The organism is Devosia enhydra (genome assembly GCF_900119845.1).
In the GTDB taxonomy this organism is placed as follows: Bacteria; Pseudomonadota; Alphaproteobacteria; order Rhizobiales; family Devosiaceae; genus FPKU01.
In genome coordinates, this window is record NZ_FPKU01000003.1 from 365990 (window position 1) to 391655 (window position 25666).

Sequence of the window (25666 nt, forward strand, 5' to 3'; positions counted from 1 at the left end):
TGCTGGGAGCTCTGAGATCGCGCAAGCGGCAAGGCCCCCTCACCCGGCACTACCGCGCCGACCTCTCCCCCAGAGGGAGAGGTAAGAGGTCCTCACCAAGAGGCCGCTTACGCAGCCTCCCTCAATGGGCCATCGGCTGGCCGCTCTGGTCGAAGCGGTGGAAGAGGTTGCCGCGGGGGGAGAAGCTCAGGCGGTCGCCGGCGTGATAGCTGGCCTTGCCGGTCTGGCGGACCACCACCGGCTCGCCCGAGCCGATATCGACATAGATGTAGCTGTCGGACCCCAGGTTCTCCGAATAGATCACCTTGCCCGACCACACCCCGTCCGGCACCACGTCGAGATGTTCCGAACGCACGCCCACCGTGTGGGCCTTGTAGGCATCGGCATAGGATCCGGTGAGGAAGTTCATCTTGGGGCTGCCGATGAAGCCGGCCACGAACAGCGATTGCGGCCGCTCGTAAAGCTCCATCGGGCTGCCCACCTGCTGCACCACGCCATCCTTGAGCACCACGATGCGATCGGCCATGGTCATGGCCTCCACCTGGTCGTGCGTCACATAGATCATGGTGGTGTTGGGCAACTGCTCCTTGAGCTGGCCGATCTCCATGCGCATCTGCACGCGCAGCGCCGCATCGAGGTTGGAGAGCGGCTCATCGAAGAGGAACACCTTGGGATCGCGCACGATCGCTCGCCCGATGGCGACGCGCTGGCGCTGCCCGCCCGACAGCGCCTTGGGCAGGCGATCGAGATATTTGGTGAGCTGCAGCTTTTCGGCCGCCTCGCGCACCTTGCGGTCGAGGCTGGCCTTGTCGATGTTCTGCAGCTTCAACGCATAAGCCATGTTGTCGTAGACGCTCATATGCGGATAGAGCGCATAGGACTGGAACACCATGGCAATGCCGCGCTTTGAGGGCGCGACATCGTTGACGACGCGCCCATCGATGGCCAGCGTGCCCGAGGAGATGTTTTCAAGCCCCGAGATGCAGCGCAGCAGCGTCGATTTTCCGCAGCCCGAGGGCCCGACGAACACGATGAACTCGCCCGAGGCGATCTCGAGATTGACGTCCTTGAGAATTTCCACGGCGCCATAGCGCTTGTAGAGATTTGTGATCTTGAGATCGGACATGCCGGGCCTCCCTCCCTGCGGCGTCTTCCGGATCAGCTCCGGTCGATCAGCCCAATATACGCACCAAAAGGCGCAAGGCTCAATTTGCCATCCACCGGCTCGGGCGAATTGCCCGGCGCGCCCGATGCAGTGGGCGCAAGCCCTTCGAGCGGCACGATGACCTCGGTCTCGGTCATGTTGAAGACGCAGAGCACTGTCTCGGTGTCATCCGAGCGGGTGAACGCCAGAACGCCATCGGGGCTCTCGATCATCGCGATATCGCCGCCCCGCAGCGCCGGATGCATTTTCCGGAAGGCGATGGCCTCGCGGTAAAAGCTCAGCACCGAGCCCTCGACGCCCAGTTGCTGGTCGACGGCGCGCATCAGATGGTTGTTGGGCACCGGCAGCCAGGATTTGGGCGCGCTCGAAAAGCCCCCGAGATGGGCGGCAGCCTGCCACACCATCGGCGTGCGGCACCCGTCGCGCCCCTTGAACTGGGGCCAGAATTCGATGCCGTAGGGATCGACCAGATCCTCGAAGGCCAGTTCCGCCTCGGGCAGGCCGAGCTCCTCGCCCTGATAAAGGCAGACCGAGCCGCGCATCGACAGGATGAGCAGCAGCGCCATGCGGATGAAGCCATCCTGATGCTCGCGAGCGGCCCAGCGGCTCACATGGCGCACCACGTCATGGTTGGAGAAGGCAAGGCAGATCCAGCCATCGGGCGCCGCCGTCTCCGTCTCGACGATCGACTTGCGGAAATGCCCGGCGCTGAACTCGCCGCCGAGATAGTCGAAGGTATAGGCCATGTGCAGCCGGTCTTCGCCGGATGTGTACTGGGCCATGACTTCGAGCTGATGCTGGCTGTCGCCGATCTCGCCCACCGTGGTGGTGCCCGGATACTCGTCCATCAGCGCGCGCAAGCGCTTGAGGAACTCAAGATTTTCCGGCCGGCTCTTGTCGTAGAGATGTTCCTGGAAATTATAGGGGTTCACCGCCGGGGCGGTCGAGGCGTTGAAATCCTCGGGCCGGACGACGGGATTGTTTTCGAGTCCCTGACTGTGGAAATAGAAATTGACGGTATCGAGCCGGAAGCCATCTACGCCGCGCTCGAGCCAGAAGCGCATTTCCGACAGAAGCGCATCCTGCACGGCGGGGTTGTGGAAGTTGAGATCGGGCTGGCTGGCGAGGAAATTGTGCAGGTAATACTGCATGCGCCGGCTGTCCCAGGCCCAGGCCGAGCCCCCGAAGATCGAGAGCCAGTTGTTGGGCGGGGTGCCATCGGGCTTGGCATCGGCCCAGACATACCAGTCGGCGCGCTCATTGGTGCGGCTCAGCCGGCTTTCGGCGAACCAGGGATGCCGGTCCGAAGAGTGGCTGATCACCTGGTCGATGATGACGCGGATGCCCAGCGCATGCGCCTTTTCGAGCAGCCGGTCGAAATCGCCAAGCGTGCCGAAGGTCGGGTCGACATCGCGATAGTTCGAGACGTCATAGCCGAAATCGCGCATCGGCGAGGTGAAGAAGGGCGAGAGCCAGATGGCATCCACCCCCAGATCGGCGACATAGCCGAGCCGCTCGGTGATGCCGACGAGGTCGCCGATGCCATCGCCATTATGGTCCTGGAAGGAGCGCGGATAGATCTGATAGATCACCGCCCCCCGCCACCAGTTGCGATCCGCACGAAGGTCGTTGACCGATCGGGTCTCGGTCATCATGGATGCGCCGAACACAGCTCATTCTCCGGGAAGCAGGCCCTGCGCCCGTCGCCTCCTCTGACGACGAAAGACGCATATGCCAAAACGTTTTAGTTGAACTATTCTTAGCCATGGGGGTACCGCGTCGTCAACTCGCGCGATAAGCCCGCATGGCGCCCGGGCGCCGCCCATCCACCGGATTTCGGAACCGATCACTCCATGCAGTCGCCGCGCGCCGCCCGCCCCCTCGCCAGCCCCGGCAGCACCGTCACCATCAAGCAGCTGGCCGAGGCGCTGGGGGTGTCGATCACCACCGTGTCGCGCGCGCTCAACGGCTATTCGGACGTGGGCGAAGCGACGCGCTCGCGCGTCGTGGAAGCGGCGCAGCGCATGGGCTATCGGCCCAATCGCAACGCCCAGCGCCTCGTGACCCGCAAGACCCACGCCGTGGCCTGGGTGCAGGCCGATAATGACCGGAAATTCGTCGACCCGCATTTCGTCGAGGTCATGGCCGGGGTGCTCAGGGGCGCGCGCAGCGCCGCCTATGACATCGTTCTCACCAGCGACACGCCCGAGCACGAGCTCGACGTCTATGATCGCTATGTCAACGACAACAGTGTCGATGGCTTCATTCTCGACCTGCCGCGCGAGGATGACCCGCGCATCAGCTACCTGCTCGAGCGGGGCCGGCCCTTCGTGGTGCATGGGCGCGAAAGCCGGCATGGCCGCTATGGCTGGGTCGATGTCGACAATTACGGCAATTTCTACAAGCTGGCCCGGCTGATGGTGGCCAATGGCCATCGCCGCATCGCCTTCATCAATGGCGATGAGCGCTACACCTATGCGCTCTACCGGCGGCGCGGGGTTGCCGACGCCATTGCCGATCTGGGCATGCCCGAACAGGCGGTGAGCTATTTTGCCGCCCATCATCCGATGGGCGATGCCGGCCTTGCGCTCACCTCCAAGGCGCTCGAGGACGAGGCGGTGACGGCCATCATCTATTCCTCGACGCTGATGGCAATGGAAAGCCACCCGGCCATTCAGCGCTCGGGCCGGGCGCTGTCGGTCGCAACCATGGATGACGAGCTGCACTATCTCAACCTCTCGCCCTTCGGCGCGATGATCAGCTTCGTGCGCTCCTCGCTGCGCGATGCGGGTGTGGCGCTGATCGGGGAGTTGCTGCGCCAGTGCGACACGGGCGGCGGGCCGAGGGGCAAGCTCATTCCCTCGACCTTCTCGATCGTTCCGGGCCTGCGGGAGGAGAGCCTCGCCCTACCCCTGCCCCCGCACCGGCTCTGACGCGACGGGGCCTTGCGGCCCCGCCCCGGCAACGGCGCGGTTCTATTTCACCGAGCCGGCGAGCAGCCCGCGCACGAAATAGCGCTGGAGCGAGAAGAACACGATCAGCGGCACGACGATGGAGATGAAGGCCCCTGCGGTCAGCAGCTCCCAGTTGTCGCCCTGCGTGCCAAGCAGGTTCACGAGCCGGCCGGTGAGCACCACCTTGTCGTCCTGGGCGCCGAGGAAGACAAGCGCCACCAGAAGGTCGTTCCAGATCCACAGGAACTGGAAGATGGCGAAGGAGGCGAGGGCCGGAAAGCTCAGCGGCAGGATCATGCCGGTGAAGATCTGGAAATGGCTGGCCCCGTCGATACGCGCCGATTCCATGATCTCGCGCGGCAGGCCGGCCATGTAGTTGCGCAAGAGATAGATCGCGAGCGGCAGGCCGAACGCGGTGTGGGCCAGCCACACCCCGAGATAGCCCTTGCTGTCCTGCCCGAAGGCTCCGGCAATGCCGTTATACATGCGCAAAAGCGGGATCAGCGACATCTGCAGGGGCACCACGAGCAGCCCCACCACCACCGCCACCATCAGCCCGCGGCCTGGGAAATTCATCCACGCCAGCGCATAGGCGGCAAAGGCCGCGACCAGGATGGGAATGACGGTTGCCGGAATGGCCACCGCGATGGAATTGATGAAGGACTGCGCGATGCCACTGGTGGCCAGCACCGTGGCGTAGTTGTCGAGGGTGAAGCGGGGCGGGCTGCCGGCGACGAAATAGATGCGCGGGCCGGCCGAATGGGTGAAGGCGGTGGCAGAGCGCCATTCATAGCTGCCGTCGCTCGCGACCGTCACCTCGCCGCCGGCGCGCATCGGCAGGGTCTCGCCGGCCTCGGCCGCCGCGACGTCGGCATTGGTGGTGCCGAACGCCTCGACCGTCCGCCCGCTGCCGAGCTCGCCGAGGATATTGCCGCGAATGATGAAGGTGCCGTTCTCTTCCACCTGCTCGTCGCCCCGCCCGAGACGGGCGGCATTCTGGGTGACCGAGGGGGTGAGCGCCGTCCACCAGCCCGATACGGCGAGTTGGTCCTTGTCGCGCACAGAGGAGATGAGCAGGCCTGCCGTGGGAAAGGTCCAGAGCAGGACGAGGAAGAGCAGCGCCAGATTGGCGATGATCGTGCCGATGCTGACGCGCGGCCAGCGGCGGGTTTCGGCCTGGGTGGCGGCGGGGGCGTCGGTGGAGGCCAGCGATGTCATCAGCGTGTCCCCTGCTCGGCATTGGCGCGACGGATGTTCCAGATCATGATCGGCACCACGGCCAGCATGATGATCACGGCGATGGTCGAGCCGCGGCCGTAATCGCCCGAAATGAACATCCAGCGATACATGAGATTGGCCAGGACCTGCGTCTGGAACTCGCCATTGGTCATGGCATAGACGATGTCGAAGACCTTGAGCACGGTGATGGTGATGGTGGTCCACACCACGATGATCGTGCCCCAGATCTGGGGGATCATGATGTCGAAAAAGATGCGGATGTCGCTCGCCCCGTCGATGCGGGCCGCCTCCAGCGTCTCCTCGGGCACCCCGCGCAGCGCCGCCGACAGGATGACCATGGCAAAGCCCGTCTGGATCCAGATCAGGATGACCATGAGCATCACCGAGTTCCAGAACGGGATGGTCATCCAGGCCTGCGGCGCAAAGCCCATGCCGGTGACCAGCGCGTTGAGCACGCCGATCTGCTCCTGGTCGGGGCCGCGATAGGCATAGACGAAGCGCCAGATCACCGATGCGCCCACGAACGAGATCGCCATGGGCATGAAGATCAGCGTCTTGGCGATATTGCCCCACCACAGCCTGTCGGCGAGCACGGCGATCACCAGCCCGAAGGCGGTGGCAAAGGAGGGCACGATCAGGAGCCAGGCGAGATTGTTGAGCGCCGACTGCCAGAAAATGCCGTCGCCAAACGCCCAGATATAGTTGTCAAAGCCGATGAAACGCTGGCCGAAGCGATCGAAGAACGACAGCCTCAGCGTCTCGAACACCGGATAGACGAGGTAGACGGTGAGAAACAGCATGGCCGGGAAGATGAACAGCCAGGGCCGGATACGGCTGCGCATCAGGTCGCGCTCGGTGCTCACATCGTCGGAGACACGGCCCGGCGGATCGGCGAACCACCTGTCGAGCAGCCAGTTGGTGCCCCAGAAATAGGCGACGCATGCTGCAAGCGCGACGGCTACCGCCAGCACCGCACCCAAGATCTGCTCAACCATACCCGACCCCCCTCAGGAGCGGGCCCTTATCCGGGCCACTGCCCCGCAACTGCCTGCGGCAAGCAGGGGCTGGCGCCATTGGCGCCAGCCCCCTCTTTCAGTGGTCAGAGCGCGTCCCAGGCCGCCTGGATCTGGTCGGCCACTTCCTGGGCCGACTTGCCGTTGACGAAGTCGACCATGCCGGTCCAGAAGGCGCCCGCGCCGATCGGGCCGGGCATCATGTCCGAACCATCGAAGCGGAAGGTGGTGGCATTGAGCAGGATCTGCCCGAGATCCTTGTTGGCCTGGGTGGAATAGACTTCCGGATTCACGCCGCGATGCGCCGAGAGGAAGCTGCCATTGTCCTGGGCCATCCAGATTTCATGGGCCAGCGGGGTCTTGAGGAACTCGATGAAGGCGCGGGCGGCCGGCGAGTCCTTGGTGATCGCGGCAAGGTTGCCCGAACCCAGCACCGGGGTGCCCAGATCCTTTTCGGCAAAGGCGGGGAAGTAGAAGAAGTCGTAATCCTCGCCCGACACCGAACCTTCAGGGAAGAAGGACGGGATGAACGAGGCCTGGCGGTGCAGATAGCACTGCGGGGGGACGGTGAAGAGGCCCTTCGGGCTGTCGCCGAACGCCGTGGTCACGACGGCGGCAACGCCACCGGCGACCTTGCTGTCATCCTTGGCGATCGAACCGAAGAGTTCGATGGCTTCCACGACCTTGGGGTCGTTGAACTTCAGCTCGTTGCTGACCCACGCATCGTAATCCTCGGGGCTCTGTGTGCGAAGCATGATGTCTTCGATCCAGTCGGTGGCCGGCCAGCCGGTCGCGCCGCCCGATTCGAGCCCGATGCACCAGGGCGTGCCGCCATCGGCGATGATCTGGTCCTGCAAAGCGAGCAGGTCTTCCATCGTCTCGGGCACTTCGTAGCCCATCTCGGCGAAGTTGTCGGGCGAGTACCAGACGAGGGATTTGACTTCCTGCTTGTAGGGGAAGGCGTATTGCGCAACCGTGCCGTCACGACCGGCATACTGGCCAAGCGCTGCCCAGGACGGGCCGGCGCTGTAGTTTTCCTCAAGCCAGCTGGTGGTCTCGGCGCCCAGGTCGACCAGCGCGCCCTGCGCGGCGAAGTCGGCCATCAGGCCCGGCTGGGGCAGGATGGTGATGTTGGCGGGGCTGCCTGCGGCGATGTCGATGCGGGCCTGCTCCTCATAATTCTTGGACGAGCCGTTCTGCAGCGTCACGCCCGTCGCGGCGGTGAAATAGGACAGCACCGCTTCCCACTGCGCCTTGTCACCCGGCTCGGACCAGGCGTTCCAGATCGACAGCGTCTGGCCCTGAAGCCCGGAATTGGCGGCCTTGAAAGCCTCGTAGGACTCCCAGGTGAACCCACCCTCGCCGGGCGTGAACTGCAGGTCCTGCGCCATAGCGGCCGGGGCGGCCAGGGCGATGGCCATCGCCGAAATGCCTAAAAGGAAAGTCTTCTGCATGTGTTGTCCTCCCATCGCACCATTGGGACGCGCGCGATTGCGATTCGCACGTCATCCCCGCCTGCCCCTGCCGGCACCAAAACGTTTTCGGACGCGGGCGCCGCAGACGATTATTGTCTGCGCATTTGGGCATTTAGCGGTGCTGCCAGCGTCGCACAAAGCACCGGCCTTGCCAAGCCGGTATGATGAGCCCAGCCACCCGCCTCACCGGCTGTTGTGCAGCAGGCCCTGGAACGCGCGGTAGCTGCCCTTGGGGGTGCGCTTCTGGGTCTCGTAGTCCACTTCCACCAGCCCGAAGCGAGAAGCATAGCCCTCGGCCCACTCGAAATTGTCGAGCAGCGACCAGGCGAAATAGCCCCGGAGGTCGACGCCTGCCCGGATGACGTCGAGACAGGCGCCCAGATGCTGGTCGTAGAAGTCGACGCGCCGCCGGTCGTCGGTTTCCGACATGCCGTTTTCGGTGATGTAGAGGGGCAGCTTGGTGTAGTCGCGCGCCACGCGCGTCACGAGGGTCGTCAGCCCCTCGGGATAGATTTCCCAGCCGAGGTCGGATTTGGCGAGCCCGCCCCGCTCCTGCGAAAAGCCGAGCACCGGCACGGCCGGATCGGAATAATAGAGCGAGCGCGTGTAATAGTTGATCCCCAGCCAGTCGAGCGGCGCGCCGGTGATGGCCATGTCGCCGGCGTGGTTTTCGGGCATGTGCGGGCCCAGCATGGCGAGCACGTCGGCGGGATAGCGGCCCTTGAACAGACCGTCGAGATACCAGCGGTTGAAGATGCCGTCGCCCAGTTCTGCCGCCTTGCGGTCGGCATCCGATCCGCTGCGCGGCTCGGTGGCCTCGAGATTGAGCACGATGCCGAGGTTCTTGACACCCTCGCCCCGCAGCGCACCCACCGCCGTGCCATGGGCGAGCAGCACATGGTGCATGGCGCGTGCGGCGGCGCGCACATCGCGCAGGCCGGGGGCGTGCTTGCCGAGGAAATGGCTGAGAAAGGCAACGCACCACGGCTCGTTGATGGTGGCGGTGGCGTGCAGCCGGTCGCCGAAATGATGGCCGATGATCTGCGCATAATCGGCAAACCAGCCGGCGATGTCGCGATTGGTCCAGCCCCCCATGTCCTGCAGCGCGCTGGGCAGATCCCAGTGATAGAGCGTCGCGAAGGGCTTGAGGCCGCGCGCCAGCATGCCGTCGATCAGCCGGTCGTAAAAGGCGAGGCCGGCGGCGTTCACCGCACCGCGACCGTCGGGCATTATGCGCGGCCAGGCAAAGGAGAAGCGATAGGCATCAAAGCCGGCATCGCGGATGAGGTCGAGATCCTCCTCCCAGCGATTGTAATGGTCGCAGGCGATGACACCCGATTCGGCGCCGCGCACATTGCCCGGCGTCATCGAAAAGCTGTCCCAGATCGACGGACCCCGCCCGTCGGCCTGTCCCCCTTCGATCTGATAGGATGAGGTGGCGGTGCCGAAGATGAAGCCCGACCCGAATTGCGAACGATCATGGGTGAACATGCTGGAAGTCCTCCTGGGGTGAGGACTTAGCAGTCGCCGCCGTCACTGTCACCGTGCCGTCAGGTGCGGGCGACATCCGCCATGCTGGTGAGCACGCGGCCCGCGATGGCCGCGAACGCCTCGCCCTCGGGGCCGTCCGGGTTGCCGGCCATCACCGGGGTGCCGGCATCCGAGGTCTCGCGGATGGTCATCACCAGCGGGATCTCGCCGAGGAAGGGCAGCCCCAGCCGCATCGCCGCCGTCTTCGCCCCGCCATGGCCGAAAATGTCGTAGCGGGTGCCGGTATCGGGGGCGACGAAATAGCTCATGTTCTCGACCACCCCGAGAATGGGCACATCCACCCGACGCAGCATGTCGATGGCCTTCTTGGCATCGATCAGCGCCAGATCCTGCGGGGTCGAGACGATCACCGCGCCATCGAGCGCCACCTGCTGGAAGAGCGAGATATGGATGTCGCCGGTGCCGGGTGGCAGGTCGATGACCAGCATGTCGAGCCCGCCCCAATGGGTCTCGCGCAGCAATTGCCGCAGCGCCGAGGTCGCCATCGGGCCGCGCCACACCACCGCCTGGTCGGGGCCGAGCATCGAGCCGATCGACATGGCCTTGAGCCCATGGGCCTCATGGGGCGTGAAAATGCCGTCCGAGCGCATCGCCGGCTTGCCTTCGATGCCGAGGAGCCGCGGCACAGAGGGGCCGTAGAGATCGGCATCGAGCAGCCCCGTACGCAATCCGCGCGCCGCAAAGGCGAGCGCGAGATTGACGGCGACGGTGGATTTGCCCACCCCGCCCTTGCCCGAACCGACCGCGACGATGTGCTTGACGCCCTCGACCGGCTCGCGGCGTGGGCCGGCAGCGGGCTTCTGGGCATGAGCATGGGCCGCCTGCTGGCGGTCGGAGGTCAGCGAAACCAGCACCTTGCGGCCGGGCGCGGCCTTTTCGGCCACGGCGCGGGCGCCGTCACGGGCCGGTCCGAAGGCCGCTTCCATGCCCGGCGCCACCGAAATGGCAAAAGCCACCGCGCTTTCGGTGACGATGATGTCCGAGAGCCCGCCATAGCCCGCAAGACTGTCCCCGCCGGGGATTTCGACCGTGGACAGCGCATCCTTGATCGTCTTGGCGAGGGTTTCGTTTGCCATGGGGCTTTCCCAAATCAGCGACGGCGCGACCCGTGAAGCGGGCCGCGCGGGTCTTGGAGGCGAGTCCTAGAGGATCGACTGGCCGGTCGACTTCCAGTCCTTGACGAAGGCTTCGAGGCCCGACTTGGTCAGGGGGTGCTCGGCGAGCTTGCGGATCACCGCCGGGGGCATGGTGGCCACGTCGGCGCCCGCCAGCGCCGCCTGGGTCACATGGTTGGGCGAGCGGATCGAGGCGGCGAGGATCTCTGTGGAGAAGGCGTAGTTGTCGAAGATGGTGCGGATGTCTTCGATCAGGTCCATGCCGTCGAGGTTGATGTCGTCGAGCCGGCCGATGAAGGGCGACACATAGGTCGCCCCGACCTTGGCGGCCAAGAGCGCCTGATTGGCCGAAAAGCACAGGGTGACGTTGGTCTTGATGTCCCTGGTCGAGAAATACTTGGTGGCCTTGAGCCCATCCATGGTGAGGGGCAGCTTGACCACCACATTCTCGGCGATCTTTGCCAGCACTTCGCCCTCGGCGATCATGCCCTCATATTCGGTGGAGGCGACTTCGGCCGAGACCGGGCCGGGCACGATGCGGCAGATCTCGCCGATCAGTTCCTTGAAGTCGCGGCCCGCCTTGGCGATCAGCGAGGGATTTGTCGTCACCCCGTCGAGCAGGCCCGTGGCGCTCAGCTCTTCGATTTCCTTGAAGTCACCGGTATCGACGAAGAATTTCATGGGTTCCTCCAGCGGGGGTCGGGGCCATCCTGCCCCTGATGTGCGCCTTGCCCGTGCAAGGCGCAACCCCGTTCAGCACGATGGGATATCAGCGCGTCGCGGCGATGAGGTGGTCGGCGAGCTCGCCGATCCGGTCCTCGGGGATGCCGGCCACGTTGATGCGGCTGTCATTGATCATGTAGACGCCGAACTTGACCTTGAGCGCCTCCACCGTCTCCTGGGGCAGGCCCAGCAGCGAGAACATCCCCGAATGTTCGGCGATGAAATCGAAATCGGTGGCGTTCGAGCGCTCGCGGATCGCGTCGGCCAGCTTCTGGCGCAGCCGGTTCATGCGGCTGCGCATGGCCTCGAGCTCCTGCTGCCACTCGGCGCGCAGCGCGGGATCCTCGAGGATGATGCGGATGACTTCGGCGCCATGGTCGGGGGTCTGCGAGATGGTGGCGCGGATGATGTTCTGCATCTGGCTCGAGACGATCTCGGCCGCCTCGGCATCGGCGGCAATGGCGATCGCCAGGCCGACGCGCTCGCGATAGAGCCCGAAATTCTTGCTGCCGGAGAAGGCGATCAGCGTCTCGGGCACGCTCGAGGCAATCTTGCGCACGCCATAGGCATCGGGCTCGAGCCCGTCGCCGAAGCCCAGATACGCAAGATCGATCAGCGGGAAGGCGCCGGTGCGCTTGAGGCTCTCGGCCACCTGGTCCCACTGCTGGGGCGTGAGGTTGGCGCCCGTCGGGTTGTGGCAGCAGCCATGCAGCAGCACGATGTCGTCGGGCCCCAGCCCGTCGATCACCTGCATCATGGCGGTGAAATCGACGCTGCGCGTCTCGGCGTTGAAATAGGGATAGGTGCGCGGCGAAAGGCCGCAGAATTCGGCCAGCGGCCAGTGATTGGGCCAGGTCGGGTCCGACAGGTAGATCCGCCCGCCGGGCCGCGCGCGCGCCAGCACATTGAGCAGAACCGACAGCGCGCCGGTGCCGCCCGCCCCGTTGACAGTGCGGATGCGGGATTTGTCGACCGTGCCGCCCAGCACGAGATCGACCACCGCGGCCGAAAAGCCCTTGTTGCCGACGACCCCGACATAGGTCTTGGTCTTGGCCGTCTCCACCATGCGCTGCTCAGCCTTGCGCACGGCGCTCATGATCGGGGTCAGGCCCGTTTCGTCCTTGTAGACGCCCACACCCAGATCGATCTTGTCGGTGCGCGGGTCGGCGGCATATTCGGCCATCAGCACGAAGATCTTGTCGAGCGTGGCCTTCTTGAGGGTTTCGAACATTTCGGGCAGCTTCCGGGGACGGTCAAGGCGTGGCCTTTATAGGGACCACGCCACGATTTGCAATCGCGACTGAGGTCTAGCGAGAGCCCATCGTCACGCGACAAAAGGATACCGCCTTGCGGAACCGGCGCGGGTTGACGTTGGGGCAAGGGGCAGGCCAGACTGGATTTTTCCCAGCGCCGATCCGGTCCGTCCATGCCAGTCATCAACCGCATTGCCGAATTCCACGACGACGTCGTGGCGTGGCGACGTGATTTCCATGTCCATCCCGAACTGCTCTACGACCTGCCGCGCACCTCCGCACGCGTCGCCGAACTGTTGCAGGGCTTCGGGGTCGACGAGATCACCACCGGCGTCGGGCGCTCCGGCGTCGTCGGGCTGATCCACGGGCGCAAGCCTGGAACCCGCACCATCGGGCTGCGCGCCGACATGGATGCGCTGCCCATCCTCGAGCGCACCGGCAAGCCCCATGCCAGCCTCACCCCGGGCAAGATGCATGCCTGCGGGCATGACGGGCACACCGCGATGCTTTTGGGTGCGGCGCGCTATCTTGCCGAAACGCGCAATTTCGAGGGCAGCGTCGCGCTCATCTTCCAGCCCGCCGAGGAAGGCGGGGCCGGCGCGCGCACCATGATCGAGGACGGGCTGCTCGAGCGCTTCGGCATCGACGAAGTCTATGGCATGCACAACATGCCGGGCCTCACGCCGGGCAGCTTCGCCATCCGCGAGGGCGCCATCATGGCCTCGAGCGACAAGTTCACCATCACCATCGAAGGGGTGGGCGGGCACGCGGCGCGGCCGCACCTCTCCACCGATCCGGTGATCATCGCCGCCAGCATGATCACGGCACTCCAGACCATCGTGTCGCGCAACCGCGATCCGCTCTTGCCCGCCGTGCTCTCGATCACCTCGATCCACGCCGGGCAGACCTTCAACGTCACCCCGCGCGAAGTTACCCTGCTCGGCACCATCCGCGCCCTCGACGAAGGGGTGCGCAGCTTCATGCAGGAGCGGCTCTGCGAGATGGTGCCGCTGCTCGCCGCCGGCTTTGGCGGATCGGCGACGGTGGATTACGAGATCGGCTATCCCGTCGTCGTCAACCATCGCGAGGGAACCGAACTTGCTGCGCGCGTCGCCCGCGAGGTCGCGGGCGAACGCGCCGTCGATGCCGAGACCCCGCCCAGCATGGGGGGCGAGGATTTCGCCTTCATGCTCAACCAGCGGCCGGGCGCCTTCATCTTCCTGGGCAATGGCAATACCGGGGAGCTGCACACCGACACCTATGATTTCAACGACGAGATCATCCCGGTGGGCTCGAGCTTCTGGGTGCGCCTGGTCGAGACCGCCCTGCCGATACGGTGAGCGCGCTCATTGAGCCGATCAAAGGCGCGGGGCCGACGCTTCTGGCGCTTGCGATCTCGGCGACCGGTGGCGGGCTGGCCCAGGCGGCGGGCATGCCGGCGGGCTGGCTCATTGGCGGCATGATCTCAGTTGCCATCGCCGCCCTCGCGGGCGCACCCGTCGCCATGCCGGGCTGGCTGCGCGACATCGCCTTCGTGCTCGTCGGGCTGGTGATGGGCGGCAATGTCGCGCGCGACAGCCTCACCCTCATCGTGCAATGGCCCGTCACCATGCTGGCGTTGGCGATCGAGCTGGCGCTCATCATCTCGGCCACCGGCTGGGCGCTGCAGAAGCTCTTTAGGCTCGATCCGGGCACGAGCTTCATGAGCGCCTTTCCCGGCCATCTCTCCTTTGTCATGGCGATTGCCTCGGCCGGGGTGGGCAACAGCCGGCAGATCGCCATCATCCAGGTGGTGCGCATCCTGTTTCTCACCGCCTCCGCACCCTTGGCGCTGCTGCTGTTTTCCGCGTCGGCGCCGCAGGGCCCCGTCGAGCCGCAGATGGCGATCGGCACGCTCGTCGCGGTTGGCGCCGCCTGCGCGCTCACCGGCTTCGTCTTTACCCGGCTGCGGGTTCCGGCCGGCTATGTGCTGGGGGCGATGTTCATGGCGACGACGGCGCGGCTCACCGGCAATTTCGAGGGCGCCCTGCCCCCGGCCGTCACCATCGCCGCCTTCGTGCTCATCGGCTGCAACATCGCCATCCGCCTCAAGGGCATCACCGGCAGCGAATTCCGCGGCGCCCTGCTTGCGGGCCTCGTGGCCACCATCATCGCGGTGGGCATAACCACGGTCATGGCGATCATCTGCGCGCAGTTCGTCGACATGCCCTTCGGCCATATCTGGCTGGGGCTCTCGCCCGGTGCGCTCGAAGGCATGGGCGCGCTCGGCATCGCCATGGGGTTCGATACAGCCTTCATTGCGGCCCATCACGTCACGCGGCTTTTGATCCTCACCATCAGCATTCCGCTCGTGGTCATGCTGGTGCGCCGGCACGAGCGAAAGCGTCTGTGACGCGTTGCCTCGCAAAGCGTGAACAGCTTTCAAAGCACGCCGCGCGACCTCATATAGCGGGTGTGGCCCCTCCCGCGCGGGAACGCCGGGGCCTGCTCGCCAGTTTCAGCATCACGCCGCTCCGGCCAGATATGTGGAGAGACACTCATGAGAGCACTCAAGATCGCCCTGGTTTCGGGCGTCATCGCGCTGGCCGCAGGCCCGGCGCTGGCGCAGGTGCCGTTCTGCACCGATAATCGCCCGACCTTCTCGAACCGGCCCTCGTTGGGCTTTTCGAGCGTCGACCCGATCCAGGAAAAGGCCCAGACCGACCAGATGCGCCTGCGTCGCATCGGCGTCGAAGCCATTTCGGTCGATTACTGGAACGGCTGCATCCGCGCCTGGGTCCGCCAGCCGGGGGGCGGGCAGGCCGAGGAATTCTACGATCCCAACAGCCTGCGCCGCGTCGGTTGACCGTCAGGCGTCAGTTTCGGTCGCGACCGACAGCGCCTTGCCCTCGGTCATCGCGAAGATGGCATAGCCATTGGCCCCCAGCTGCAACGCGGACCCCTCCTGCGTTGCGGCCTGCGAGAAGATGAGCTCGCCCTTGCCGCGCAGCCTGAGCGTCTGCGGCTCGGCCGAGAGGTTGAACACGCAGAGTGACTGGCTGCCCTCCGAGATCCGCCGGAAGGCCAGCACCGGCTCGGCGGTCTTGAGGAAGGCGATCTCGCCATGGCGCAATTCGGGGCGCTGGCGGCGGAAGGCGATCGCCTCGCGATAGGCCGACAGCATGGAATCGCCGGCATTGGCCTGCGTCGCCATCGCCAGCGCGCTGTGCGGGGCCTTGACCGGCAGCCAGGGCGTGCCGGTGGTAAAGCCGTTGGGGGCCTCGCCCTCGTCCCACACCATCGGGGTGCGGCAACCGTCGCGCCCCTTGTATTCGGGCCAGAAGCGGATGCCCGGCGGGTCGGTCAGTTCCTCGAACAGCAGCTCCGCCTCGGGCAAGCCCAGTTCCTCGCCCTGATAGAGGCAGACCGAACCCTTGAGGGTCAGCAGCAGCGCGATGGCCTGCCGGCCGAGCGCTCCCGCATCGCTGGCATTGGGCGCCCAGCGCGTGATGTGGCGGATGACGTCGTGGTTGGAAAAGCTCCAGCACGGCCAGCCATCGGGCCCGGCCTTGAAGAAGGCCTCGATGCGCGAGCGGAAATGCCTGGCCGTAAAGGCCTCGCTCAGGAACTCGAAGGAATAGCACATATGCAGCTTGTCGGTGCCCGAGGTGTACTCGGCCATCAGCTGCACCGCCTTGTGGCTGTCACCCACCTCGCCCACCGTGGTGGTGCCGGGGAACTCGTCCATCAGCTGGCGTACGCGCTTGAGATAGGCGACGTTTTCCGGCTGGCTTTTCGAGAATTTGTGCTCCTGCATGTCATAGGGGTTGACCGCATAGGGCAGGTGCTCGGGCCGCCTGGCGGGCGGGTTGGAGCGCAGCTGCGCGTCGTGGAAATAATAGTTCACCGTGTCGAAGCGGAAGCCGTCGACGCCGCGCTCGAGCCAGAACCGCATCACGTCCAGCACCGCGTCCTGCACGGCGGGGTTGTGGAAGTTGAGGTCGGGCTGGCTGCCGAGGAAATTGTGCAGGTAATATTGCCGCCGCGTGGCGTTCCACTCCCACGCCCTGCCCCCGAACACCGAGGGCCAGTTGTTGGGCGGGGACCCATCCGGCTTGGGGTCGGCCCACACATACCAGTCGGCCCGCGCATTGGTGCGGCTCACCCGGCTCTCGCGGAACCAGGGATGATGGTCCGAGGTGTGGCTCAGCACCTGATCGATGATCACCTTGAGCCCGCGCTCATGGGCGCCCTTGATCAGGCTGTCGAAATCCTCGAGGCTGCCAAAGAGCGGATCGATATCGGTATAGTTCGAGACGTCGTAGCCCATATCCGCCTGCGGCGAGGGGAAGATGGGCGAAAGCCAGATGGCATCGATCCCGAGGCCGGCAAGATAATCGAGGCGCCGCAGGATGCCCGGCAGGTCGCCGATCCCGTCGCCATTGCTGTCCTGGAAAGATCGCGGATAGACCTGATAGATCACCGCGCCACGCCACCATTCATCCATGCCTGTCTCCTCTGTCGCCGCGCCATGCCCGACATCATGCTGGGCCATGGCGCGGAGCTATTCAACAGCGCGGCGGCAAAGGCGTTCCCGGTCAGACGACCGGGGTCAGTGCCAGTCCGCGCTCGAAATGGGCCAGGAGGTTGCCGACAACCAGCTGGCCCATCTGCTCGCGCGTCTGGCGCGTCGCGCTGCCCTGATGGGGCGAGAGCACGACATTTTCGAGGCCGAACAGCGCCTGCGGCACTTTGGGTTCGTCCACGAACACATCGAGCGCAGCCCCGCCCAGCGCGCCCGATTGCAGCATCTCGACCATCGCGACCTCGTCGATCAGGCTGCCGCGCGCCATGTTGACGATGCGGCCCTCGGGCCCCAGCGCCTCGAGCACCTTGCGCGACACGATGCCCTTGGTGTCCTGCCCGCCGGGGGCGATCACCACCAGCCAGTCGCAGTCGCGGGCCATGGCCTCGAGATCGGCATAATAGGGAAAGGGCAGGTTCGGCTGCTCGCGCCGGCCATGATAGACCACCCGCATCTTCATGGCCTGGCAGCGCGTAGCGATCTCCTTGCCGATGCGCCCCAGCCCCAGAATGCCGACGGTCTTGCCGGTCAACTCCGAAAACAGCGGATATTTTTCCTTCTCCCAGCGCCCGTCGCGCACGAAGCGGTCGGCCTGCGGGATGTGGCGGGCGAGCGCGATCATCATGCCGAGGGTCAACTCGGCCACCGCGTCGTTGAGCACGTCGGGGGTGTTGGTCACGCGCACCTTGCGCGCCTTGGCGGCAGCCACGTCAACCGCATCATAGCCCACCCCGAAGCAGGCGATGATCTCGAGATTGGGCAGGGCATTGATCAGCTCGCCCGAAACCGGGCCCTGGCAGGCGATGCCGCGGATGCGCGGGCCGATCTCGGCGATCATCGCGGCCTTGTCGGCGGCCTCGAAATAGCGGTGCACGACAAAGGATTTGCCCAGCGCCTGCTGGGTCGTGTCGATCATCGGCTGGGTCTGCAGGATTTCGATTGGCATGGGTCAAGGGCTCCTTCCCGGGCTGTCCTTCTCCATACAGTTCGCCCGTGGCGCTGTCGAACCCCGCTGGACGGATCGCGGCAAATATGCAGCAATGGCAAGGCAGTGTGGATGCCTTGAACCGTTCCGCAGGGAGTTGATGACCCAACCGACGCCGTTCGACGAAATGCACAATGCCGATGGCTCCATCCGCGAACCCTATCGGGAACTGGACCGATGGCTGCGCGAGCAGCCGCCCCAGGCGCTCAACCTGATGGCCACCGATGCCGAGGGCATTTTCCGCCGGCTGGGCATCACCTTTGCCGTCTATGGCAGCAATGAGGGCACCGAAAAGCTCATTCCCTTCGATGTCATCCCGCGCATCATCTCGGCGGCCGAATGGCGGCGGCTGGCGCGCGGCATCGAGCAGCGCGTGCGGGCGCTCAACGCGTTCCTCCACGACATCTATCACCGGCAGGAGATCCTCAAGGCGGGCCGCGTGCCCGAAAAGCTGATCCTGCAGAACGCCGCCTTCTGCCCCGAGATGATGGGCATCGATCCGGCCCGCGCCGTCTATGCCCATATCATCGGGGTGGATATCGTGCGCACCGGGCCCGATGATTTTTACGTGCTCGAGGACAATCTGCGCACTCCCTCCGGGGTCTCCTACATGCTGGAGGATCGCGAGGCGATGCTGCAACTGGCGCCCGATCTCTTCCAGCGCCACAAGGTCGCCCCCGTCGAGACCTATACCGAAAACCTGATGCGCACGCTCGAAAGCGTCGCGCCCGAAGGGGCCGGCGCCTCGCCCACCATCGTGGTGCTCACGCCCGGCATCTACAATTCGGCCTATTTCGAGCACTCCTTTCTTGCCGACCAGATGGGGGCCCAGCTCTGCGAGGGGCAGGATCTGTTCGTGGAAGACGGCTTCGTCTACATGCGCACCACGTCCGGGCCCGAGCGGGTCGACGTCATCTACCGGCGCATCGACGATGACTATATCGACCCCTTGACCTTCAAGCCTGATTCCATGCTGGGCGTTCCGGGGCTGTTCGATGCCTATCGCGCCGGCACGGTCACCCTCGTCAATGCGCCGGGCACCGGCATCGCCGACGACAAGGCGGTCTATACCTACGTCCCCGAGATCATCGAATTCTATCTGGGCGAAAAGCCGCTGCTCTCCAACGTGCCCACCTACAACTGCACCAATGACGACGAGCGCGCCTATGTGCTCGCCAATATCGGGGACCTGGTGGTCAAGGAGGTGCATGGCTCGGGCGGCTACGGCATGCTGGTAGGGCCCACTTCCACGAGGGCGCAGCGCGAGGAATTCCGCAACCGCATCATCGCGCGGCCCGACAATTACATCGTGCAGCCCACCCTCGCCCTGTCCACCTGTCCCACCTATGTCAATCGCGGCATCGCCCCGCGCCATGTCGATCTGAGGCCCTATGTGCTCGTGGGCGACCAAATCCGCATAACACCGGGCGGGCTCACCCGCGTGGCGCTCAAGAAAGGCTCGCTGGTGGTCAATTCCAGCCAGGGTGGCGGCACCAAGGACACCTGGGTGCTCGAAGAATGACGATCCTCGGCCGCACCGCACAGAACCTCTTCTGGCTCTCGCGCTATATCGAGCGGGCCGAGAATATGGCCCGCCTCCTCGAAGTGGGCTACCGCATGAGCCTCACCGCACGGCGCGAAGGCGGGCCCAGCGAGCACCTCGTCTCGATGATGCAGGCCGCCGAGGTCGACGAGGCCTTCAACGCCAAATACGAGGTCGCCGACATCGCCTCGGTGGCCCAGTTCATGCTGTTCGACGAGGACAATTTCTCCTCGGTCCGCTCCTGCCTCAAGGCGGCGCGCACCAATGCCCGCTCGGTGCGCACCGCGCTCACCCTCGACATGTGGGAGAGCCTCAATGCCGCCTGGCTCGAATTCGCCCAGATGCGGCCGCGCGACGTCACCGGCCCGCGCCTGCAGGAGGCGCTGCAATGGGTCAAGCAGGTCAGCCACCAGTTCCGCGGGGCGCTGATGGGCACCATCCTGCGCGACGAAGGCTATGCCTTTGCCACTATGGGCGGCTATCTTGAGCGGGCCGACAACACTGCGCGCATCCTCGACATGAAATATTACGTGCTGCTGCCGCGCGCCAACCTCGTGGGCGGGGATGTCGATATCCAGCAATGGACGCTGATCCTGCGCGCGGCTTCTGCCCATCGCAGCTACCGGCACGTCTATCACGACCGCTACAAGGCCTGGAACATCGCGGATTATCTGATCTTGAGGAGCGAGATGCCGCGCTCGCTGGCCTTCTGCTTTTCCAACATCAACCGCACGCTCGACATGCTGACCGAGGTGCATGGTGCCCGCAGCGATGCCCATATGGCCGCCGACGAGGCCCGCGCCATGCTCGAGGGCAATTCGATGGAAAAGATCTTCGCCTATGGGCTGCATGAATTCCTCACCGAATTCATCGCCCGCAACAACCGGGTGACCGATGCGCTCTCGGAAAGCTACAATTTCTACTGAGGCGCGCCCATGAAGATCGCCATCCGCCATGAGCTCGCAGTGCCCGTGCCCCAGGGGGCGACGCGCGTGCAGATGCACCTTCTGGCCCATCCGGTGGCCTTCGCGGGCCAGCACATCCGGCACTGGGCCGTCGAGGGGCCCGATATCGCGACAGCCGCGGCGTTTCCCGATGCCTATGGCAATGATGCAAGGCTCGTGACGCTGAGGCGGCCCGAGAGCCCGGTGAGCCTTCTGCTCGAGGGGCTGGTTGAAACCAGCGACAAACACGGCGTTGTCGGCCGCATCGGGCGCGAGCCGGTGCCGGCGCTGTTTCGCCGCATCACGCCCCTCACCCGCTCGCCCGTCACCGTCTACGGCAAGTTCCGCTCCACCCCGCGCGATGGACGCGACCGTATCGGGCTCCTCCACCAGGTGATGGAGCGCATCAACGAGTTCCACGTCTTTGCGCCCGATGGCGTCGTGCCCTCGATCGAGGGCACCACAGAATCGGTACGTCCTGCCCCCACCCAGACCCAGACGCAGACCCTGGGCACCATGACGCAGAGCCAGTCGCTGGGCGAGCCGGCCGACCGGCGCACGCCCGCCACGGCGCGCGACTTCGCCCACGCCTTTATCGGGGCCTGCCGGGCCCTCGACATTCCCGCCCGCTATGTCAGCGGCTATCTCCTGGGTGGGGATGCCCCCGGCCACGCCTGGGCCGAAGCCTGGGATGACGGGCTGGGCTGGATCGGGTTCGACGCCGCCCTTCTCCTCTGCCCCACCGAGCGGCATGTGCGGCTGGCGATCGGGCTCGATGCGATGTCGGCGGCGCTGGTGCGCACCTCACCAACAATTGGCGAGGTCGAAACCACCAGCCTCTCCGTTGCCGAGGCGTGACCTCTGCCGGGCCCGAGAGCGGTTCGAGGCGAAGCGGGCACCGCTTCGCCGTCCAAAAGCGCGACTGAGCGAAGGCTCAGTGCCCCAGGATCAGCAGCCAGATGCTGACCGTCACCATCGAGAGCACGGTGGTCAGCAGCACCGTATTGGCCGCCACGCTCACCCCGCGATTGTAATAGGTGGCAAACACATAGGCGTTGATGCCGGTCGGCATCGCCGCCAGCAGCACCGCGTAGCGGGCCAGTTCCGCATCGACCCGCAGCACCGGCACGAGCAGCACCCACGCGATCACCGGATGCAGCACGAGCTTGAAGCCGCTCATGGCGAGGGCCTGCAGCCAGTTTTCGGCCAGCCGGTATTCGTTGAGCGCCCCGCCCAGCCCGAACAGCGCCGCCGGCATCACAGCCCCGGCCAGCATGCCGATCACCGCCTCCACCGGCTCGACCAGCCGCAATCCGGCAAAATTGCCCAGAAGCCCCAGCCCGATGCCCCAGAGCAGCGGGTTCTGGGCCGAGCGGATGGCGATGGTGCGCCACACCTCGCGCATCGGGCGCGCATCGCGCCGCACCATCTCGATGCCCACGGTCGCCGCCGTGATCAGCAGCGGGGCATGCAGCCCGATGATCGAGAAGATCACCGGCAGCGCCGCATCGCCATAAGCCCGTTGCAGCAGCGGAAACCCGATCAGCACCGAATTGGTGAAACAGGCCGAAAAGCCCGAGGCGACGCTCTCGCCCGGCCGATTGCCGAAGATTTTATGAGCCACCAGCGAGCCGAAGATCAGCGACACGAAGGCGCCGACATAAAACGGTATCAGGATCGAGGGATTGAAGGCGCGCGAAAAATCCGCATGCAGCATGGACTGGAAGAGCAGGCACGGCGTTGCGAAATTATTGACGAAGGCGATGAGGCCTTTCACCCCGGCAGCGGGGTAGAGCCGATAGCGAACCGAAAGATAGCCGATGGCGATCAAGGCAAAGACCGGCGCGACGACATTGATGATGGCGATCATGGCCGGAGGTCCGTTGGCTGAACCTGCCCGGACTGGCACAGCAGGGGCACCCGGTCAATGACGGACGCCACCACAATTGCCCCTATCGACCTGCTCGTCATCGGCGGCGGGGTCAACGGCACGGGCATCGCGCGCGATGCCGCCGGACGCGGCTTCTCGGTCACGCTTGTCGAAATGAACGATCTGGCCTCCGGCACCTCATCGGCCGCGACCAAGCTCGTGCATGGCGGGCTGCGCTATCTCGAACATTACGCGTTCCGCCTCGTGTCCGAGGCGCTGGGCGAGCGCGAGGTGCTCTGGGCCTCGGCCCCGCACATCGTCTGGCCGCTCCGCTTCGTGCTCCCCCATCATGATGGCTTGCGGCCCGCCTGGGTGTTGCGCACCGGGCTCGGGCTCTACGACCTTCTGGGTGGGCGCAAACGCCTGCCCGGCACGCGCAGTCTCGATCTGTCGCGCGATGTCGCGGGCGGGCCCTTGAAGCCGGACTATCGCAAGGGCTTCGAATATTCCGACTGCTGGGTCGATGATGCGCGGCTCGTCGTCTTTAACGCGCGCGATGCCGCCGATCGCGGCGCCACCATCCTCACCCGCACGCGGCTGGTGTCGGCGGCCCGCGAAGACGGCGGCTGGCGCGCCACCATCACCGATGCATCGGGCACCACGCGCGACATCCATGCCCGCATGCTGGTCAATGCCGCCGGCCCCTGGGTCGACGAGGTGTTCGGGCGCACCGGCCACAACGGCCGGGCGCATCTGCGGCTGGTCAAGGGCAGCCACATCGTCACCAGAAAGCTCTTCGATCACGATCGCTGCTACATCTTCCAGAATGGCGATGGCCGCATCGTCTTTGCCATTCCCTATGAGCAGGATTTCACCCTCATCGGCACCACCGATGAGGATTTCACCGGCGATCCGAAAACCGCCAGCATCTCCGAAGCCGAGACCAATTACCTCTGCGCCGCGGTCAGCGATTACTTCGCCAGGCCGGTCACCCCCGCCGATGTGGTCTGGAGCTTTTCAGGCGTGCGGCCGCTGTTTGATGATCACAAGAGCGCCGCCAAGGATGCCACCCGCGACTATGTGCTTGAAACCGAAGGCAGCGCCAGCGCGGGCGCGCTGCTCAATGTCTATGGCGGCAAGCTCACCACCTATCGCCGGCTCTCCGAAGAGGCGCTGGAGCGCATCGAGGCGATCCTCGGCCCTCGAGGCCCGGCTTGGACCAAAGACGCACATCTGCCGGGCGGGGATTTTTCGCCCAAAGGCTTTGCCGCCCTCACCGACCGGCTCTGCGCGAAATATCCGCGCCTGCCGCGCGCCCTCATCACCCGGCTCGCCCGCCAGCACGGCACGCTCGTTCCCGCCATTCTCGGCGATGCGGTGAGCGAAGCCGATCTCGGGGAAAGTTTCGGCGCCGGGCTCTCTGCCCGCGAGGTCGACTATCTGTGCCAGCACGAATGGGCGGTGACGGTGGACGACATAGTCTGGCGCCGCACCAAGCTCGGCCTGCGCCTTTCGCCCGAAGCGCTCGGGCGGCTTTCGGCCTATCTCGAAACTAAGCCTGCGGAAATCCCATCATGAGCGGCTATGTGCTGGCGATCGACCAAGGCACCACCTCGAGCCGAGCCATCCTTTATGATGCCTCGCAGCGCCAGGTCGCGACCGGACAGCGCGAATTCCCGCAGCATTTTCCGCGCTCGGGCTGGGTCGAGCACGATCCCGAGGAGATCTGGACCTCGGTGGTCGACAGCGTGCGCGAAGCCATCGCGAAAGCCGGTATCGACGCCACCCAAATCGCAGCCATCGGCATCACCAACCAGCGCGAGACGACGCTGGTGTGGGAGCGGACGACCGGCAAGCCCATCCATAACGCCATCGTCTGGCAGGATCGGCGCACGGCTTCCCTCTGCGCCCGCCTGCGGCGCGCCGGGGCCGAGCCGGCGGTGATGCGCAAGACCGGGCTCGTCATCGACCCCTATTTTTCCGGCACAAAGCTGCGCTGGCTGCTCGATGCGGTGCCCGGGGCGCAAAAGCGGGCCGAAAAGGGCGAACTCTGCTTTGGCACCATCGACAGCTTCCTCATCTTTCGCCTCACCGGCGGGGCGGCGCATCTCACCGATGCCACCAATGCCAGCCGCACCATGCTCTACGATATCCGCAAGAACCGCTGGGATGCGGACCTCTGCGGCATGCTCGACATCCCTGCTGAAATCCTGCCCGAAGTGCGCGACTGCGCCGATGATTTCGGCGTCACCGACCCGGCGCTCTTTGGCGCCGCCATTCCCATCCTCGGGGTTGCGGGCGACCAGCAGGCCGCCACCATCGGGCAGGCCTGCTTTGCCCCCGGCATGCTGAAATCCACCTATGGCACGGGCTGTTTCGCCGTGCTCAACACCGGCGACACGCTGGTGCGCTCGCGCAACCGGCTCCTGGGCACCATCGCCTACCGGCTCGATGGCGAGACCACCTACGCGCTCGAAGGCTCGATCTTCGTGGCTGGTGCCGCCGTGCAATGGCTGCGCGACGGGCTCGGCATCATCGCCCGCGCCGACGAGACCGGCCCCCTCGCCGAGCAGGCCGATCCGGCCCAATCGGTCTATCTCGTGCCCGCTTTTGTGGGCCTCGGCGCCCCCTGGTGGGACCCCGAGGCGCGCGGCGCCCTTTACGGGCTCACCCGCAACACCGGCCCGGCGGAACTGGCCCGCGCCGCCCTCGAATCGGTCTGCTACCAGACCCGCGACCTGCTCGAGGCCATGCGCAAGGACTGGCGCAAAGGCGCCAAAGCGTTTCCAGGCGAAGTGGATACCGGTTCGCCGTCCGGAAACGCGACAAAAGAGGCCACCGTGCTCCGCGTCGATGGCGGCATGGTCGCCTCTGACTGGACGATGCAGCGCCTCGCCGACATCCTCGGCGCGCCTGTCGATCGCCCTCAGAGCCTTGAAACCACTGCGCTCGGCGCCGCCTGGCTCGCCGCCTCCCGCGCCGCCCTCTGGCCCGACCGCCAGGGCTTTGCCAAAAGCTGGTCCGCCGACCGCCGCTTCACCCCCGAAATGGACGACAAACACCGCCGCCGCCTCGTCAAGGGCTGGAAAGACGCCGTCCGCCGTACATTGACGAACGGGTGAACGGTTCCGTGAGACCATCACCCCTCCCTTCTCCCCTGAGGCTGAAACGTGGCCCCCCTTCCCTTCTCCCCTCATGCCCGCGGCAGCCGTTGAGGACCTCACCCTGAGGAGCCCCGAAAGGGGCGTCTCGAAGGGCGAGGGCCGCTTGCA

Annotated in this window: 21 protein-coding genes; 9 read left to right on the forward strand and 12 right to left on the reverse strand. The window is 65.5% G+C overall.

The features are described from left to right. Positions 1-121: 121 nt before the first annotated feature. Both BT183_RS16540 and bglA read right to left on the reverse strand, forming a co-directional pair. A complete protein-coding gene (locus BT183_RS16540) occupies positions 122-1126 on the reverse strand; it encodes an ABC transporter ATP-binding protein (protein WP_072345568.1) in 1005 nt (334 codons plus the stop codon). A 32-nt stretch (positions 1127-1158) separates the two neighbouring features. After that, positions 1159-2817, reverse strand: a complete 1659-nt coding sequence (gene bglA, locus BT183_RS16545; protein WP_143145891.1) for a beta-galactosidase BglA — start codon at positions 2815-2817, stop codon at positions 1159-1161. A gap of 201 nt (positions 2818-3018) precedes the next feature. Between bglA and BT183_RS16550 the strand changes: the two genes are divergently transcribed. Beyond that, a complete protein-coding gene (locus tag BT183_RS16550) occupies positions 3019-4098 on the forward strand; it encodes a LacI family DNA-binding transcriptional regulator (RefSeq protein ID WP_072345572.1) in 1080 nt (359 codons plus the stop codon). 42 nt (positions 4099-4140) lie between these two features. Here BT183_RS16550 and BT183_RS16555 read toward each other — a convergent pair whose 3' ends face one another. From BT183_RS16555 to BT183_RS16585, 7 genes are all read right to left on the reverse strand, one after another. Then, positions 4141-5337 (reverse strand): carbohydrate ABC transporter permease, encoded by a 1197-nt coding sequence (locus BT183_RS16555; RefSeq protein ID WP_084603617.1) that lies wholly within the window; start codon positions 5335-5337, stop codon positions 4141-4143. Further along, positions 5337-6353: a carbohydrate ABC transporter permease gene (locus BT183_RS16560; protein ID WP_072345573.1), complete on the reverse strand. Its 1017-nt coding sequence runs from the start codon at positions 6351-6353 to the stop codon at positions 5337-5339. Before BT183_RS16560 ends, BT183_RS16555 begins: the two co-directional genes overlap by 1 nt. A gap of 104 nt (positions 6354-6457) precedes the next feature. Further along, a complete protein-coding gene (locus BT183_RS16565) occupies positions 6458-7825 on the reverse strand; it encodes an ABC transporter substrate-binding protein (protein ID WP_072345575.1) in 1368 nt (455 codons plus the stop codon). Positions 7826-8029: 204 nt separating this feature from the next. Then, positions 8030-9337 (reverse strand): GH1 family beta-glucosidase, encoded by a 1308-nt coding sequence (locus BT183_RS16570; RefSeq protein ID WP_072345577.1) that lies wholly within the window; start codon positions 9335-9337, stop codon positions 8030-8032. 59 nt (positions 9338-9396) lie between these two features. Beyond that, on the reverse strand, positions 9397-10473 hold the full coding sequence (locus BT183_RS16575; RefSeq protein ID WP_072345579.1) for an Mrp/NBP35 family ATP-binding protein: 1077 nt from the start codon (positions 10471-10473) through the stop codon (positions 9397-9399). A gap of 66 nt (positions 10474-10539) precedes the next feature. Further along, complete coding sequence (fsa, locus tag BT183_RS16580) at positions 10540-11193, reverse strand: fructose-6-phosphate aldolase (protein WP_072345580.1); 654 nt, start codon at positions 11191-11193, stop codon at positions 10540-10542. Between the two features lie 88 nt (positions 11194-11281). Further along, positions 11282-12466: an amino acid aminotransferase gene (locus BT183_RS16585; protein WP_072345582.1), complete on the reverse strand. Its 1185-nt coding sequence runs from the start codon at positions 12464-12466 to the stop codon at positions 11282-11284. A gap of 195 nt (positions 12467-12661) precedes the next feature. Between BT183_RS16585 and BT183_RS16590 the strand changes: the two genes are divergently transcribed. From BT183_RS16590 to BT183_RS16600, 3 genes are all read left to right on the forward strand, one after another. Further along, positions 12662-13828, forward strand: coding sequence for a M20 aminoacylase family protein (locus BT183_RS16590; protein WP_072345584.1), 1167 nt, complete (start codon positions 12662-12664; stop codon positions 13826-13828). Beyond that, positions 13825-14880, forward strand: a complete 1056-nt coding sequence (locus tag BT183_RS16595) for an AbrB family transcriptional regulator (protein WP_072345586.1) — start codon at positions 13825-13827, stop codon at positions 14878-14880. Before BT183_RS16590 ends, BT183_RS16595 begins: the two co-directional genes overlap by 4 nt. Before the next feature lie 147 nt (positions 14881-15027). After that, the gene (locus BT183_RS16600) at positions 15028-15333 is read left to right on the forward strand and encodes a hypothetical protein (RefSeq protein ID WP_072345588.1); all 306 of its coding nucleotides are present in this window, start codon (positions 15028-15030) and stop codon (positions 15331-15333) included. A 3-nt stretch (positions 15334-15336) separates the two neighbouring features. Here BT183_RS16600 and BT183_RS16605 read toward each other — a convergent pair whose 3' ends face one another. Both BT183_RS16605 and BT183_RS16610 read right to left on the reverse strand, forming a co-directional pair. Next, the gene (locus BT183_RS16605) at positions 15337-16974 is read right to left on the reverse strand and encodes an alpha-glucosidase family protein (protein ID WP_072346300.1); all 1638 of its coding nucleotides are present in this window, start codon (positions 16972-16974) and stop codon (positions 15337-15339) included. Positions 16975-17065: 91 nt separating this feature from the next. After that, the gene (locus BT183_RS16610; RefSeq protein ID WP_072345590.1) at positions 17066-17998 is read right to left on the reverse strand and encodes a 2-hydroxyacid dehydrogenase; all 933 of its coding nucleotides are present in this window, start codon (positions 17996-17998) and stop codon (positions 17066-17068) included. Between the two features lie 139 nt (positions 17999-18137). Here BT183_RS16610 and BT183_RS16615 point away from each other — a divergent pair, with 139 nt between their 5' ends. Genes BT183_RS16615 through BT183_RS16625 form a run of 3 tightly spaced genes read left to right on the forward strand, consistent with a single transcriptional unit; the run spans position 18138 to position 21382 of the window. Further along, on the forward strand, positions 18138-19559 hold the full coding sequence (locus BT183_RS16615; protein ID WP_072345592.1) for a circularly permuted type 2 ATP-grasp protein: 1422 nt from the start codon (positions 18138-18140) through the stop codon (positions 19557-19559). Then, on the forward strand, positions 19556-20506 hold the full coding sequence (locus BT183_RS16620; RefSeq protein ID WP_072345594.1) for an alpha-E domain-containing protein: 951 nt from the start codon (positions 19556-19558) through the stop codon (positions 20504-20506). The genes BT183_RS16615 and BT183_RS16620 overlap by 4 nt, the downstream gene beginning before the upstream one ends. Before the next feature lie 9 nt (positions 20507-20515). Then, the gene (locus BT183_RS16625; RefSeq protein ID WP_072345596.1) at positions 20516-21382 is read left to right on the forward strand and encodes a transglutaminase-like domain-containing protein; all 867 of its coding nucleotides are present in this window, start codon (positions 20516-20518) and stop codon (positions 21380-21382) included. A 76-nt stretch (positions 21383-21458) separates the two neighbouring features. Here BT183_RS16625 and BT183_RS16630 read toward each other — a convergent pair whose 3' ends face one another. Next, positions 21459-22394, reverse strand: coding sequence for an AEC family transporter (locus tag BT183_RS16630; RefSeq protein WP_072345598.1), 936 nt, complete (start codon positions 22392-22394; stop codon positions 21459-21461). Between the two features lie 57 nt (positions 22395-22451). Here BT183_RS16630 and glpD point away from each other — a divergent pair, with 57 nt between their 5' ends. Both glpD and glpK read left to right on the forward strand, forming a co-directional pair. Next, positions 22452-23972 (forward strand): glycerol-3-phosphate dehydrogenase, encoded by a 1521-nt coding sequence (gene glpD / locus BT183_RS16635; RefSeq protein ID WP_072345600.1) that lies wholly within the window; start codon positions 22452-22454, stop codon positions 23970-23972. Beyond that, a complete protein-coding gene (gene glpK, locus BT183_RS16640) occupies positions 23969-25516 on the forward strand; it encodes a glycerol kinase GlpK (protein ID WP_072345602.1) in 1548 nt (515 codons plus the stop codon). Before glpD ends, glpK begins: the two co-directional genes overlap by 4 nt. The last annotated feature ends 150 nt before the right edge of the window (positions 25517-25666 follow it).